We start from the raw sequence: 15663 nt of genomic DNA on the forward strand, positions 1-15663 counted from the left end.
TATGAAAAAAATATGGTTAGCGACTCTTTTGAAGTTCTATGCCTATATCATGGTGGGGATCATCACGACCTTAGGCGTGACGGTATCCTTGGTCTATTGGCATAATCAGAAAGCAGAAACAGAACGGATTGCTCAGTTGATTTCCTCGCGCTTGACTGTTGAGGTAGAGGATATTTATAAGAGATCTTCTCAATGGGGAAAGAGTCTGGTAGAAAATCCTGCCAAGCTCGAAGGAGTTTACAAGTATTTTTCAATGACGCCTTCTGAATACGAAAGCTGGCGATTGGATAATTATTTCTCCAATTATATTCAAGTTTCGCTGCACCGTAATGTTGAAACTCTGTATTTGGAACACGATGTTATTGATCAAATTGATTTGGTGTTAAATGACTATACGACTGTGTTTGTCTCCAGTAAAAATAAAAAAGGAGGGCAACAAGTTCCAGCGGATCGGTACAAGGCCAGCTCGCAAGCCATCCCAGTCTCCTTAACGGATGTGACGACTGGCGAGGATATTGGACTGGCTTATATTAAAATCAATCCAGCGCTATTGGATTCTGTCGTTGACAATATTCAAGACACGATTCCAGTTGCCGTCCAAATCTATAATCCCTTGGGCAAGGTTTTTTACCACAGAGGGGATATCAACCCTAAAGATCACAGCCAGTGGATTGTGCGAGATACTGCTTACGGCTATCAAATCTGGGTTGGGATTCCGACCTCTTACACGGTTCGAACAGCCTTGTTTAGTTTTACCTGGATGATTTCGGTCGCCTTAATCCTGGTCTTGGTCTTGTATCTCTTGCTTCAACGAATTTTCCGTAATTACCAAAAACAAGTTTTGGATTTGGTAGATACCATGGAAGCCATCAGCCAGGGGGATTCTGAGCGACGGATCAATGTGGATACCAAAGAGCAGGAGCTCCTTTTAGTTGCAGAAACGACCAATACCATGTTAGACAATATGGACAAGTCTATCCGTGATATCTATCAGCTACAACTGAGCCAAAAAGATGCCAATTTGAAGGCCTTGCAAGCGCAGATTAATCCGCATTTTATGTATAATACCATGGAGTTTATTCGCATGTATGCAGTTATGCAGGATCAAGAAGAATTAGCTGATATTATTTACGAATTTAGTAGTCTCCTTCGAAACAATATTTCAGAGGAGAAAGAAACGACCATCGAAAATGAGTTGGAATTTTGTAGAAAATACAGCTATCTCTGTATGGTGCGTTATCCAAAATCGATTGCTTATGGCTTTAAAATTGAACCCGGTCTAGAAGAGATGGTTATTCCGAAGTTTACTCTTCAGCCACTAGTGGAAAATTACTTTGTTCATGGAGTTGATCACAAGCGCAAGGACAATGTCATTAGTATCAAAGTCCGTCATGTTGGAGGAGCTGTGGAAATTCGGGTTCAAGACAATGGGAGAGGACTGGGACCGAGCCAACTGCAACGGATCCAACAAATATTGAGTCATAGGGATCCACGAGAAGAAGTAGAAGAGAGTAAGGGGCGACAATCGATTGGGATTGTCAATGTCCACGAGCGTTTCCTTCTCTACTTTGGGGATCGTTACCACATTCAAATTACATCAGAAAAAGGAAAAGGTGTTCTCTATACGATTACCATCGAGGACACTTAAGAGGAAAGAATCGTGTATAAAGTCTTATTGGTTGACGATGAATATATGATTACTGAGGGGTTGAAAAAACTGATTCCCTTTGAAAAATGGGACATGGAGGTTGTTTACACAGCAGAGGATGCAGATCAAGCCTTGGCCTATGTTGCGGATTATCCAGTGGATATCGTGATTACGGATGTCAATATGCCAGGAAAAACTGGTCTAGAAATGATTGATCAAATGCAGTCCATTCTTCCCCATGCGGCTTATATCATTATGTCGGGCTACCAGGATTTTGCTTATGTAAAAAAAGCCTTAAACCTCCGGGTGGCAGACTACCTGTTAAAGCCTGTCAATAAGGTGGAGCTGGGGAATATCCTAGAAAAGTTATCTCAAACTCTAAAAAAACCAGACCAAGAAACGGCCAATCGGCTCCTTCATGAAGATTGGTCAGAAGAAGAGTTCGAACAAGCCATCCGAGGAAGAAAACAACTCTGGATTGGAGTGGATAAGGAAAGGAAGGGCTTTGCCAGTTCGTCTTATCAGGTCTTAGGAAAAAATCTTCAACTCTATCTTTCCGATGAGGATGAAGGAGCTTTCCTACAGCGCCGTTTCCAAGCACCTTATAAGGAACATTTTCAACAATTTAAAGAGCTTGTTGAACGAAGTCTGTTTTATGGGGATCTCCCTTTGGAGGAAGAAGATGGTGTCTTTAATTACTACGAACCCATCTACCGTGTCATCATTCAGGGAAATATCCAACAGATTTTGGAGGAGTTGAACTGGTTGGAAGAAACCGTGAGAAGCCATACCCCAAAAGTGGCGATAGCCAAGCAACTCTTTATTCAGTTCATTATGGATGTCTTTCATTTGTTTGAACACCTGCAGGGAGATAACCTGACAGAAGTTGTGAAAGCCGTTCATGAGACAACGACTTTCGAGGATCTTGTTACCTGCGTTCGGAATCAATTGGAGACCTTCTTCTCTCAATATCGGATGAACAATAATGTGGCGACCGTCTTAGAAGTAATTGGACGCGACTATCGGAAGGAACTGTCGCTCAAGGATATCAGCAAAGATCTCTATATCAATCCTGTTTATTTAGGGCAATTGATCAAACGTGAGACCAATTCCACCTTTGCAGAGCTCTTGAATAAACAACGGATCAAAGCTGCCCAACAGTTGCTTTTATCCACAACGGAAAGCATTGAAGATATTTGCTATGAAGTTGGCTACAGCAATGTCGGTTACTTTTATAAAGTATTCCGCAAGTTGTGTGGCAAGTCTCCTAAAGCCTACCGTCAACAAATCGGCGTAGAGGAAAGTGACTGATCTGAAAACATGAAAAATACCCTCCATTTTCTAATCAATGGAGGGTATTTTTTAGTTGCTTCTTCCGATCAAAATCGTGGCAGAAATGGTGACCTGAGTCAAATCGTTCCAGTCAATTTGAGCTGGATTGACGTGAAAGAGGAGAGGCGTCATGCTCAGAAGGGCCTCCCGCAATGCTGGTGTTAGTTCGAAGGTTTCCTGGCAATGGATGGTGTTTTCAATCGTAAAATGATCAGAGAAATGTTGAATAATCTGCTCATTGGAATAATCGGCCTGATCCAGGTGATCCTTCACCTTCTGACGAATCTCTTGCAGATGGGCGGCTGTTGGGATGACCTTGATAAGGCGACCTTCTGGGGCCAGGACCCGTTTAAATTCCTGATAATTTGCTGGCGAAAAGATATCTAGGAGAAGGTCCATGCTCTGGTCCAAAAGAGGGAGACGGGCTAAATCTCCGACAAACCACTTGACCTTCCATTCCTGGTCGCTTTTGGCAGCCAGTTGGATCGATTCCTTAGATAAATCAAAGGCGTAAAAGGAATGGTCTGGATAGCGTTCCTGTAAGCTGCGCGAATAGTAGCCTTCTCCACAACCAATATCTAAAATGTTGGCTGGATGGTCCAGTGGAGACAAACATTCTGACAGGCTAGTGAGGATATGGTCGTAAAAACCGTTCTCTAGAACGAGTTGCCGGTTTTGAAAATTCTCCTTGTCATAGTCCTTGGAAGCCTTCACTTGTGGGGCTAAGTTCACATAGCCAAACTTAGCAAGGTCAAAGGAGTGGCGGTTAGTGCAGACCAAGCTTTGTTGGATCAGGTCAAGGGCTTCTTGACAGATGGGACAGGCAAAAGCAGTGGCTGTTTGAAATCGTTGTAATTTTGGTTTGATCGTCATGATACATCTAGTGTACCAAAAAACCTCTGAAAGTCATAGCTTCAGAGGTCTTCTTTTTAATAAGTCAAAACAAAGTATTTTTTCTTACCGCGACGGATAACGGTCAATTCATTTTCTAATTTATCGCTATCGCTCAAGACATAGTCAAGGTCTTGGATGCGGTCGCCGTTGACGTAGATAGCTCCATTTTGAACATCTTCTCGGGCTTGGCGTTTGGAATTCACCACGCCAGAAGACACGAGCAATTCTACGATATTGTGGTTTTCGTCCGCTTGTACTTGGTAGTTTGGTACACCACGAAGTCCTTGTTTGAGTTCTTTGACAGAAAGGTTTTTGATGTTTCCTGCAAAGAGTTGCTCAGTGATGTTAAGGGCTTCCTTGTAGGCTTCTTCACCGTGAACAAGTGTTACGACTTCACGAGCCAAGACTTTTTGAGCCAAGCGTTCATGAGGAGCAGCTTCAAACTGTTTGCGGATGTCTTCAATCTCATCCAGTGACAAGAAAGTAAAGATTTTCAAGAAGCGTACAGCGTCAGCATCCATGACATTCATCCAGAATTGGTACATTTCGTATGGAGAAGTCTTTTCAGGGTTGAGCCAAACCGCATTCCCTTCAGATTTACCAAATTTCTTACCAGTCGCATCTGTAATGAGGGGAACAGTGATGACGTGACCAGTCTTATCAGCCTTCCGACGAAGCAACTCTGTACCAGCTGTCATATTTCCCCACTGGTCAGAACCACCGATTTGCAAAGTGACATTGTGCTCTTGGTTCAGAACAAAGAAGTCGTAGCCTTGCATGATTTGGTAGGCAAATTCAGTGTAAGAAATTCCTGTTTCGATACGTTTCTTCACAGATTCCTTGCTCATCATGTAGTTGACAGTAAAGTATTTTCCGATGTCGCGAAGGAAGTCAATGAAGCTAATGCTGCCAAACCAGTCGTAGTTATTGACCATGACAGCCTTATTTTCCCCATTTTCAAAATCTAAGAAACGAGACAATTGCCCTTGGATAGAAGTGACCCAACCGTCTACAGTCTCCTTAGTTTGTAAACTGCGCTCGGCATCTTTGAAAGAAGGGTCTCCAATGAGTCCGGTCGCACCACCGACAAGCGCATAAGGTTTGTGGCCTGCCAATTGTAAGCGACGACTGGTCAAGATTGCAACAAGGTGCCCAAGGTGCAAACTATCAGCAGTTGGATCGTAGCCAGTATAATACGATACTTGTCCTTCTTCTAGGGCTTTACGCAAAGCATCTTCGTCAGTCGTTTGGAAAATCAAACCACGTTCTTTTAGCTCATCAAAAATGTGCATCGTTCTCTCCTTTTCTAAGCTACTGGCCGGATCGATGAAAACAGTCCAGTATCTGTATGGTTTCTCTCTATTTTACCATAATGACTTGAAATAGCAATGAAAGGACGAAAAAAATCCAGTTGGAAACGGTGTTCTCAACTTTAGGAATTGAAAAGGAAGTGGTCCATTTGGTATAATAGGAAGGACAAGGAGAAATAGAGTGAGTCAAATGAGAGAATTTTTTACAAAGTGCGGGAAGAAAATAAAAGACTTCTTTGCCAAGATGACTGTTGAGGTCGATGAGAAAGAAGACAAGGAGGGCTGGTCACTAGGAGATTTCCTAGCAACCATTCTCCGGACGATGAAACTCCTTTGGGATGTGTTATTGGTGTTTGCTATAGGTGGTCTCTTGTTTGGTGCAGGGATTGCAATTGGCTATGCAGCCAGCCTATTTAATGAGACAGAGACACCGGATCCGACCCAATTGGTTCAACAAGTGCGAAATATTTCGAGCGTTTCAAAGATTTCCTACTCAGATGGAAGCATCATTTCTGATATTGACAGTGACTTGATTCGGATTCCTGTCCAAAAGGATGCGATTTCGGACAATGTCAAAAAGGCTGTTATTGCAACTGAGGACGAAAATTTTAATAGCCATAACGGGGTTGTTCCGAAAGCGGTAATCCGGGCTACCTTGGGTTCAGTTGCTGGAGTAGGGTCCTCTAGTGGTGGTTCGACTCTGACCCAACAGTTGATCAAACAACAAGTTGTGGGAGATGCACCGACCTTCTCACGGAAGGCCGCTGAGATTATCGATGCCCTTGCTCTGGAGCGGGTAATGGATAAGGACGAAATTTTAACGACCTACCTCAATGTCTCTCCATTTGGTCGAAACAACCGGGGACAAAATATCGCAGGAGTGGAAGCTGCAGCTCAAGGGATTTTTGGTGTTTCTGCCAAAGACTTGACTGTTCCACAGGCGGCATTTATTGCTGGTTTGCCACAGAGTCCAATTGTCTACTCACCTTACGCTTCTGATGGCAGCCTCAAGACTCCGGAAAATCAAGCTTTAGGCTTGGATCGTGCCAAGGATGTCTTGTACAATATGTATCGGACGGGTGCTATCAGCAAGGAAGAGTACGACCAATATAGTCAATATGATCTAAGCAAGGATTTCCTTCCTTCAAATGGCATCGAGAAGACACCACACGACTACTTGTATTTCCAAGCTGTTAGTGAAGCGGAAGATGCTATGTATGAGTATCTAATCAAGAGAGACAACGTTTCTAGTCACGACCTAAAAAACAATTCAACGGTTAAGTCTTATCAAGAGTTAGCGAAGAAAGAATTGAGAGAGGGTGGCTATACGGTCCAAACCACTATCAACAAAGCTATCTACAATGCCATGCAAGAAGCAGTTGCCAATTATGGTGGTATCTTGGATGATGGAACAGGTACGGTGGAAGTTGGGAATGTCCTTATGGACAACCGAACAGGAGCGATTCTTGGCTTTGTTGGGGGACGGAATTTTGACGGGAATCAAAATAACCATGCCTTTGATACAAAGCGTTCTCCAGGTTCTACCATTAAACCCTTGCTGGCTTATGGAATCGCCATTGACCAAGGCTTGATGGGAAGCAATAGCATCGTCTCCAATTACCCAACCAACTTCTCTAGTGGAGAGCCAATTATGCACGTGGATAACCGAGGAACTGGTATGATGGACCTCCGAGAGGCCCTCAATACCTCATGGAATATCCCAGCTTATTGGACCTATCGTACTCTCCGTGAAAAGGGTGTCGATGTACCTGGCTATATGGAAAAAATGGGCTACGATATCGCTGAGTACGGCATTGAAAGTCTGCCAATGGGAGGCGGGATCGAAGTAAGCGTTGCCCAACATACAAACGGTTATCAAACCCTTGCCAATAATGGGAATTACCAAAAACGCTACATGATTGAAAAAATCATGGACCAAAACGGAAAAGTTGTTTACCAGCACGAAAGCAAACCAACTCGAGTATACTCAGCAGCAACTGCGACTATCATGCAGGATCTGTTAAGAGGTGTCATCAGCTCCGGTGCAACAACGACCTTCAAGAGCCGGATCAGCCAGGTCAACCCAACCCTTGCTAATGCCGATTGGATCGGGAAAACCGGAACTACCAATGAGAATGGAGATATGTGGCTCATGCTGTCTACTCCAAATCTCACCTTAGGTGGCTGGATTGGACACGATAACAATGCTTCTATGGCTCCATTGACAGGTTACAACAACAACGCAAGCTACATGGCCTATTTAGCCAATGCTATCTACCAGGCGGATCCAAATGCTTGGGGAGTGCAAGACCGCTTCACCCTAGATAGTAGTGTCATTTCATCGACTGTTCTGAAAGCTACAGGACAACGACCTGGTCGTGTCAATGTCAATGGTCGTGACATCGATGTGTCGGGTGCGACAGTTACCAGCTATTGGGCTAAAAATGGTGCTCCACAAACGACCTACCGTTTTGCTATTGGTGGATCAGATAATGATTATGCTAGTGCTTGGGCTGGAATGCTAGGAGGTTCAGCGGGGACTTCCAATGGGAATCGCAATAGCAATCGGACAGGCAATACTAGTACGCCAAGCAGTTCATCATCGAGTGGACAAAACCGGTAAAAATTATCAGGGACAATACCATAAAATCGTTTTCATGTCTAGAGAAAACCTTGTGTTTTTTGTGAAAATACGATATAATAAGGACAAGTAATTTGTCGTGTGCTTTATTTGAAATATTGTCCAAATAGAAGCTTACAGCAGTTAAATCAAACTTTATAAAAGTCGATTTAGCTGCTCTTTTTGTGCCTATTTTTAGAAACAAACAGATTTGTCATACAAACTTAATCTTTCTAAAAATTCCAAAAAGGATGAATGATACGGAGGAGATTTCTTCTCACGTGATGTAGATCACACCCCCTTCATAACATCGTTTCGACTGGATCAGAACTATTCTGATGTGGTCAGAAGCGATCTAGAAACCGGATTTTCAGAGAGGGCCTTCCCCTAGCTGGTATCCTAGTATAGAAAAGGAGTTAAAACTTTGGCAGGACATGACGTTCAATACGGGAAACATCGGACCCGTCGTAGTTTTTCAAGAATCAAAGAAGTTCTTGATTTACCAAATTTGATTGAAATCCAAACGGATTCATTTAAAGATTTTCTGGATCATGGTTTGAAAGAAGTTTTCGAAGATGTATTGCCAATTTCGAACTTCACAGACACAATGGAGTTGGAATTCGTCGGCTATGAAATCAGAGAACCAAAGTATACCTTGGAAGAAGCACGTATCCATGATGCGAGCTATTCTGCCCCAATCTTTGTAACCTTCCGCTTGGTTAACAAGGAAACAGGCGAAATCAAAACTCAAGAAGTCTTCTTTGGTGATTTCCCAATCATGACTGAGATGGGAACCTTCATCATCAATGGTGGAGAGCGGATCATCGTATCTCAGCTCGTCCGTTCACCAGGTGTCTACTTCAATGATAAGGTGGACAAGAACGGTAAGGTTGGCTATGGATCAACGGTTATTCCGAACCGTGGAGCTTGGCTAGAGCTTGAAACAGACTCAAAAGATATTGCTTATACTCGTATCGACCGTACGCGTAAGATTCCATTTACGACCTTAGTTCGTGCCCTTGGTTTCTCTGGGGATGACGAGATTTTTGATATCTTTGGGGATAGTGAATTAGTTCGCAACACTGTTGAAAAAGATATCCACAAAAATCCAATGGATTCTCGTACAGATGAAGCTCTTAAAGAAATTTATGAGCGTCTTCGTCCAGGTGAGCCAAAAACAGCGGAAAGCTCACGTAGCTTGTTGGTAGCCCGTTTCTTTGACCCACGTCGTTATGACTTGGCCCCAGTTGGTCGCTACAAGATCAACAAGAAACTCAATATCAAGAACCGTTTGTTGAACCAAACGATCGCAGAACCATTGGTAGATGCCGAAACAGGAGAAATCCTTGTAGAAGCTGGTACCGTGATGACACGCGATGTCATCGACAGCATCTCAGAACATTTGGATGGTGATCTGAACAAGATTGTCTATACTCCAAATGATTCAGCAGTATTGACAGAACCAGTCGTTCTTCAAAAATTCAAGGTTGTGGCACCAACAGATCCAGATCGCGTTGTCACTATCATCGGCAATGCTAATCCAGATGATAAGGTTCGTACCATCACTCCAGCCGATATCCTTGCTGAAATGAGCTACTTCCTTAACTTGGCTGAAGGTCTTGGCCGCGTGGATGATATCGACCACCTTGGAAACCGCCGGATCCGTGCGGTTGGTGAATTACTTGCCAACCAAGTGCGTCTTGGACTTTCACGGATGGAACGTAATGTTCGTGAACGCATGTCTGTTCAAGATAATGAAGTATTAACACCACAACAAATTATCAACATTCGTCCAGTGACTGCAGCGATCAAAGAATTCTTTGGTTCTTCACAATTGTCCCAGTTCATGGACCAACACAATCCACTTTCTGAGTTGTCTCACAAACGTCGTTTATCAGCTTTAGGGCCTGGTGGTTTGACACGTGACCGTGCTGGATACGAAGTCCGTGACGTGCACTACACTCACTATGGACGTATGTGTCCAATCGAAACACCTGAAGGACCAAACATCGGTTTGATTAACAACTTGTCATCCTACGGACACTTGAACAAGTATGGATTCATCCAAACGCCATACCGTAAAGTAGACCGTGAAAAAGGTGTGGTCACTAACGAAATCGTTTGGTTGACAGCTGATGAAGAAGATGAGTACATCGTAGCCCAGTCCAACTCTAAGTTGAACGAAAAAGGTGGTTTTGCTGAGCCAATCGTTATGGGACGTCACCGTGGTAACAACCAAGAGTTCCCATCTGATCAAGTCGACTACATGGATGTATCTCCAAAACAAGTAGTTGCCGTTGCGACAGCATGTATTCCGTTCTTGGAAAACGATGACTCCAACCGTGCCCTCATGGGTGCCAACATGCAACGTCAGGCTGTGCCATTGATCGATCCAAAAGCGCCTTACGTGGGTACTGGTATGGAATATCAAGCAGCTCATGACTCAGGAGCTGCAGTCATTGCGCAACATGATGGTAAAGTTAGCTATGCAGATGCGGATAAGGTAGAAGTTCGTCGTAAAGATGGATCTCTTGATGTCTACCACATCCAAAAATTCCGTCGTTCAAACTCAGGTACTGCATACAACCAACGTACTCTTGTAAAAGTTGGTGACGTTGTTGAAAAAGGAGACTTTATCGCAGACGGTCCATCGATGGAAAAAGGGGAAATGGCCCTTGGTCAAAACCCAATCGTCGCATACATGACATGGGAAGGTTACAACTTTGAGGATGCCGTTATCATGAGCGAACGCTTGGTGAAAGAAGATGTCTACACATCTGTTCACTTGGAAGAATTCGAATCAGAAACGCGCGACACTAAGTTAGGCCCTGAAGAAATCACTCGTGAAATTCCAAACGTTGGGGAAGATGCTCTCAGAAACCTTGACGAAATGGGTATTATCCGTATCGGTGCGGAAGTAAAAGAAGGCGACATCTTAGTTGGTAAGGTGACACCGAAGGGTGAAAAAGACCTTTCTGCTGAAGAACGTCTCCTCCACGCTATTTTTGGAGATAAATCTCGTGAAGTGCGTGATACTTCTCTTCGTGTACCTCACGGTGGAGATGGTGTTGTTCGCGATGTCAAGATCTTTACGCGTGCAAACGGAGATGAATTGCAATCGGGTGTGAACATGTTGGTTCGTGTTTACATCGCACAAAAACGCAAGATCCGCGTCGGAGATAAGATGGCTGGTCGTCACGGAAACAAAGGGGTTGTATCCCGTATTGTTCCTGTTGAAGACATGCCTTACCTTCCAGATGGTACACCGGTTGATATCATGTTGAACCCACTTGGGGTGCCATCACGTATGAATATCGGTCAGGTTATGGAACTTCACCTTGGTATGGCAGCTCGTAACTTGGGCATCCACATCGCAACACCAGTCTTTGACGGAGCAAGCTCAGAAGACCTCTGGGATACTGTTCGTGAAGCAGGTATGGATAGCGATGCCAAGACCATTCTTTATGATGGTCGTACAGGTGAGCCATTTGATAACCGTGTCTCTGTCGGTGTCATGTACATGATCAAGCTTCACCACATGGTTGATGATAAACTCCACGCTCGTTCTGTCGGACCATACTCAATGGTTACCCAACAACCACTCGGAGGTAAAGCTCAGTTTGGTGGACAACGTTTCGGGGAAATGGAAGTTTGGGCCCTTGAGGCTTATGGTGCGTCTAATGTCCTTCAAGAAATCTTGACCTACAAGTCAGACGATGTCAACGGACGTTTGAAAGCTTATGAAGCGATTACCAAAGGAAAACCAATTCCAAAACCAGGTGTACCAGAGTCCTTCCGAGTACTCGTGAAAGAATTGCAATCACTTGGATTGGATATGCGTGTCCTAGATGAAGATGACAAAGAAGTCGAACTTCGCGATCTTGACGAAGGGGAAGACGACGATGTCATCCACGTAGATGATCTAGAAAAAGCACGTGAAAAAGCAGCTAAGGAAGCTCGCGCGGCTTTTGAAGCTGAAGGGAAAGAAGAATAATTTAATATGTAGTTCAAGAGGATGGAAAACCTGAGAAGGTTCTCTATCCCAAGCTTTAGGCTTGAAGGAGTGAAGAAAATTCCTTCTCTCCTTCGCCAAAAAGCAGAAGAACATACAATCGATAATGAACATAAAGAAAGGTAAGAAATAGTGGTTGATGTAAATCGTTTTAAAAGTATGCAAATCACCCTAGCTTCTCCAAGCAAGGTCCGTTCATGGTCTTATGGAGAGGTCAAGAAACCTGAAACAATCAACTACCGTACATTGAAACCAGAACGTGAAGGTCTCTTTGATGAAGTCATCTTTGGACCGACAAAAGACTGGGAATGTGCGTGTGGAAAATACAAACGGATCCGTTACAAAGGGATCGTTTGTGACCGCTGTGGTGTGGAAGTAACACGTGCCAAGGTTCGTCGTGAACGCATGGGACACATCGAATTGAAAGCGCCTGTATCACACATCTGGTACTTCAAAGGCATCCCTTCTCGTATGGGGTTGACCTTGGACATGAGTCCTCGTGCCCTTGAAGAAGTCATCTACTTCGCAGCTTATGTGGTGATCGATCCAAAAGATACACCGCTTGAGCACAAGTCCATCATGACAGAACGTGAATACCGTGAACGCTTGCGTGAATACGGACCAGGTTCCTTTGTCGCTAAGATGGGGGCAGAAGCGATCCAAGACCTCTTGAAACAAGTGGATTTGGAAGCTGAAATTGCTGTCTTGAAAGAAGAATTGAAGACTGCAACTGGTCAAAAACGTGTGAAGGCTGTTCGCCGTTTGGATGTCTTAGATGCCTTCTACAAATCTGGCAACAAGCCAGAATGGATGGTTCTCAACATCCTTCCAGTTATTCCACCAGATCTTCGTCCGATGGTCCAATTGGATGGTGGCCGTTTTGCCGCATCTGACTTGAACGACCTTTACCGTCGTGTGATCAACCGGAACAACCGTTTGGCACGTTTGCTTGAGTTGAATGCCCCTGGTATCATCGTGCAAAACGAAAAACGGATGCTCCAAGAAGCCGTTGATGCTTTGATCGACAACGGTCGTCGTGGTCGTCCAATCACAGGACCAGGTAGCCGTCCACTGAAATCATTGAGCCACATGCTCAAAGGGAAACAAGGACGCTTCCGTCAAAACTTGCTCGGTAAACGGGTGGACTTCTCAGGACGTTCCGTTATCGCCGTTGGTCCAACTCTTAAGATGTACCAATGTGGTGTGCCACGTGAAATGGCCATCGAGCTCTTTAAACCATTCGTGATGCGTGAAATCGTTGCGCGTGACATCGTGCAAAACGTAAAAGCCGCTAAACGCTTGGTCGAACGTGGAGATGAACGTATCTGGGATATCTTGGAAGAAGTTATCAAAGAACACCCAGTACTTTTGAACCGCGCACCGACCCTTCACCGTTTGGGTATCCAAGCCTTTGAACCTGTCTTGATTGACGGGAAAGCCCTTCGCTTGCACCCACTTGTCTGTGAAGCCTACAATGCCGACTTTGACGGTGACCAAATGGCCATCCACGTACCGCTTTCAGAAGAAGCCCAAGCAGAAGCTCGTATCTTGATGCTGGCTGCTGAGCATATCTTGAACCCTAAAGATGGTAAACCAGTCGTTACCCCATCTCAGGATATGGTTTTGGGGAACTACTACCTCACTATGGAAGAAGCTGGTCGTGAAGGTGAAGGCATGGTCTTCAAAGACCGTGATGAAGCGGTTATGGCCCTTCGCAATGGCTATGTTCACTTGCATACTCGCGTCGGAATTGCGACCGATAGCTTGAACAAGCCATGGACAGAAGCGCAACAACACAAGATTCTCTTGACAACTGTTGGTAAGATTCTCTTTAACGATATCATGCCTGCAGAACTTCCATATCTCCAAGAGCCAAACAATGCCAACTTGACAGAAGGCGTTCCAGCTAAGTATTTCTTGGAGCCTGGTCAAGATGTCAAAGCGGCGATTGAGAAATTGGAATTAAACGTTCCATTCAAGAAGAAAAACCTTGGAAATATCATCGCGGAAATCTTCAAACGCTTCCGTACAACAGAAACATCTGCTTTCTTGGACCGTTTGAAAGACTTAGGTTACCACCACTCAACCCTTGCTGGTTTGACAGTGGGGATTGCCGATATTCCAGTTGTTGAAGACAAGGCTGAAATCATTGAAGAATCTCACAAACGTGTAGAACAAATCACCAAACAGTTCCGTAAAGGGATGATTACAGATGATGAGCGCTACAATGCGGTTACAGCTGAATGGCGTGCAGCCCGTGAGAAATTGGAAAAACGTCTGATTGATAACCAAGATCCGAAGAACCCAATCGTTATGATGATGGATTCTGGAGCCCGTGGTAACATCTCAAACTTCTCACAACTTGCCGGTATGCGTGGTTTGATGGCCGCTCCAAACGGACGGATCATGGAATTGCCGATCCTTTCAAACTTCCGCGAAGGTTTGTCAGTACTCGAAATGTTCTTCTCTACTCACGGTGCGCGTAAAGGGATGACCGATACGGCCCTCAAGACAGCCGACTCAGGTTACTTGACTCGTCGTTTGGTTGACGTTGCCCAAGACGTGATCATTCGTGAAGATGACTGTGGAACTGACCGTGGACTTCTGATTACCTCTATTACAGATGGTAAAGAAATGATTGAACCATTGGAAGAGCGTTTGACAGGTCGTTATACCAAGAAAACTGTTAAACATCCTGAAACAGGAGAAGTCATCGTTGGTCCAGATACCTTGATTACAGAAGATATCGCTCGTGACATCGTCAATGCAGGTGTTGAAGCAGTGACCATCCGTTCTGTCTTCACATGTAACACTCGTCATGGTGTCTGCCGTCACTGTTATGGTATCAACTTGGCGACTGGTGATGCGGTTGAAGTTGGTGAAGCAGTTGGTACAATCGCTGCCCAATCTATCGGGGAACCTGGTACACAGCTTACAATGCGTACCTTCCACACGGGTGGGGTTGCCTCAAATACTGATATCACGCAAGGTCTTCCTCGTGTCCAAGAAATCTTTGAAGCCCGCAATCCGAAAGGGGAAGCGGTCATCACTGAGGTCAAAGGGGAAGTCACAGCTATTGAAGAAGATGCTTCTACACGGACCAAGAAAGTCTTTGTTCGTGGTGCGACTGGAGAGGGAGAATACGTTGTCCCTTACACAGCCCGCATGAAAGTCGAAGTGGGAGATCAAGTCTCTCGTGGTGCGGCTCTTACAGAAGGATCTATCCAACCAAAACGTCTCCTTGCCGTTCGTGATGTCTTGTCAGTTGAAACTTACCTCCTTGCGGAAGTACAAAAAGTATACCGTAGCCAAGGGGTAGAAATCGGCGACAAACACATCGAGGTAATGGTGCGTCAAATGATCCGTAAGGTTCGCGTTATGGATCCAGGAGATACAGACCTTCTCATGGGTACTCTCATGGATATCACAGACTTTACAGATGCCAACCGTGATGTGGTTATTTCTGGTGGGGTTCCTGCGACGGCTCGTCCTGTCCTTATGGGAATCACCAAAGCCTCTCTTGAAACCAATAGTTTCTTGTCAGCGGCTTCCTTCCAGGAAACAACTCGTGTCCTCACTGATGCAGCGATTCGTGGTAAGAAAGACCATCTCCTTGGACTTAAGGAAAATGTTATCATTGGTAAGATTATTCCTGCAGGTACAGGTATGGCTCGCTACCGTAACTTGGAACCACAAGCAGTCAATGAAGTCGAAATTATCGAAGAAGTTCCAGTCACAGAAGAAGTAACTGAAATGGTTGAATCAACTGTAGTGGAAGAAAATTAATCCCAAAAGAAGCTTTACTGATTATCAGTAGGGCTTCTTTTTGTTTGTGTCAAAAAATAGC

7 protein-coding genes are annotated in these 15663 nt (G+C 44.6%); 5 read left to right on the forward strand and 2 right to left on the reverse strand.

Going from position 1 to position 15663, the window contains the following annotated elements; genetic code table 11:
* Position 1: 1 nt before the first annotated feature.
* Together ADF75_RS05900 and ADF75_RS05905 are read left to right on the forward strand one after the other, a co-directional pair.
* A complete protein-coding gene (locus ADF75_RS05900) occupies positions 2 to 1648 on the forward strand; it encodes a sensor histidine kinase (protein WP_048789470.1) in 1647 nt (548 codons plus the stop codon).
* Between the two features lie 12 nt (positions 1649 to 1660).
* Positions 1661 to 2959 carry a response regulator transcription factor gene (locus ADF75_RS05905; protein WP_048789471.1) on the forward strand — a complete coding sequence of 433 codons (1299 nt, stop codon included), beginning with the start codon at positions 1661 to 1663 and terminating at the stop codon, positions 2957 to 2959.
* 51 nt (positions 2960 to 3010) lie between these two features.
* On the opposite strand, the gene ADF75_RS05910 is transcribed toward ADF75_RS05905, so the two are convergent.
* Positions 3011 to 3853 carry a methyltransferase domain-containing protein gene (locus tag ADF75_RS05910; protein ID WP_048789472.1) on the reverse strand — a complete coding sequence of 281 codons (843 nt, stop codon included), beginning with the start codon at positions 3851 to 3853 and terminating at the stop codon, positions 3011 to 3013.
* A 56-nt stretch (positions 3854 to 3909) separates the two neighbouring features.
* The gene (tyrS, locus tag ADF75_RS05915; RefSeq protein WP_048789473.1) at positions 3910 to 5166 is read right to left on the reverse strand and encodes a tyrosine--tRNA ligase; all 1257 of its coding nucleotides are present in this window, start codon (positions 5164 to 5166) and stop codon (positions 3910 to 3912) included.
* Between the two features lie 199 nt (positions 5167 to 5365).
* On the opposite strand from tyrS, the gene pbp1b reads away from it, so the two are divergent.
* The 3 genes from pbp1b (at position 5366) to rpoC (ending at position 15602) form a co-directional block, all read left to right on the forward strand.
* A complete protein-coding gene (pbp1b, locus tag ADF75_RS05920; protein WP_048789474.1) occupies positions 5366 to 7807 on the forward strand; it encodes a penicillin-binding protein PBP1B in 2442 nt (813 codons plus the stop codon).
* Between the two features lie 421 nt (positions 7808 to 8228).
* Positions 8229 to 11798: a DNA-directed RNA polymerase subunit beta gene (gene rpoB, locus ADF75_RS05925; protein WP_048789475.1), complete on the forward strand. Its 3570-nt coding sequence runs from the start codon at positions 8229 to 8231 to the stop codon at positions 11796 to 11798.
* A gap of 150 nt (positions 11799 to 11948) precedes the next feature.
* Positions 11949 to 15602 (forward strand): DNA-directed RNA polymerase subunit beta', encoded by a 3654-nt coding sequence (gene rpoC / locus ADF75_RS05930; RefSeq protein ID WP_048789476.1) that lies wholly within the window; start codon positions 11949 to 11951, stop codon positions 15600 to 15602.
* The last annotated feature ends 61 nt before the right edge of the window (positions 15603 to 15663 follow it).

Origin of the sequence: Streptococcus sp. 1171_SSPC, from assembly GCF_001069335.1 — a bacterium.
In the GTDB taxonomy this organism is placed as follows: Bacteria; Bacillota; Bacilli; order Lactobacillales; family Streptococcaceae; genus Streptococcus; species Streptococcus xiaochunlingii.

Coding starts and splice junctions, on each gene's coding strand:
- ADF75_RS05900 (WP_048789470.1), top strand. CDS start 2: ATGAAAAAAATATGGTTAGCGACTCTTTTGAAGTTCTATGCCTATATC.
- tyrS (WP_048789473.1), bottom strand. CDS start 5,166: ATGCACATTTTTGATGAGCTAAAAGAACGTGGTTTGATTTTCCAAACG.
- ADF75_RS05910 (WP_048789472.1), bottom strand. CDS start 3,853: ATGACGATCAAACCAAAATTACAACGATTTCAAACAGCCACTGCTTTT.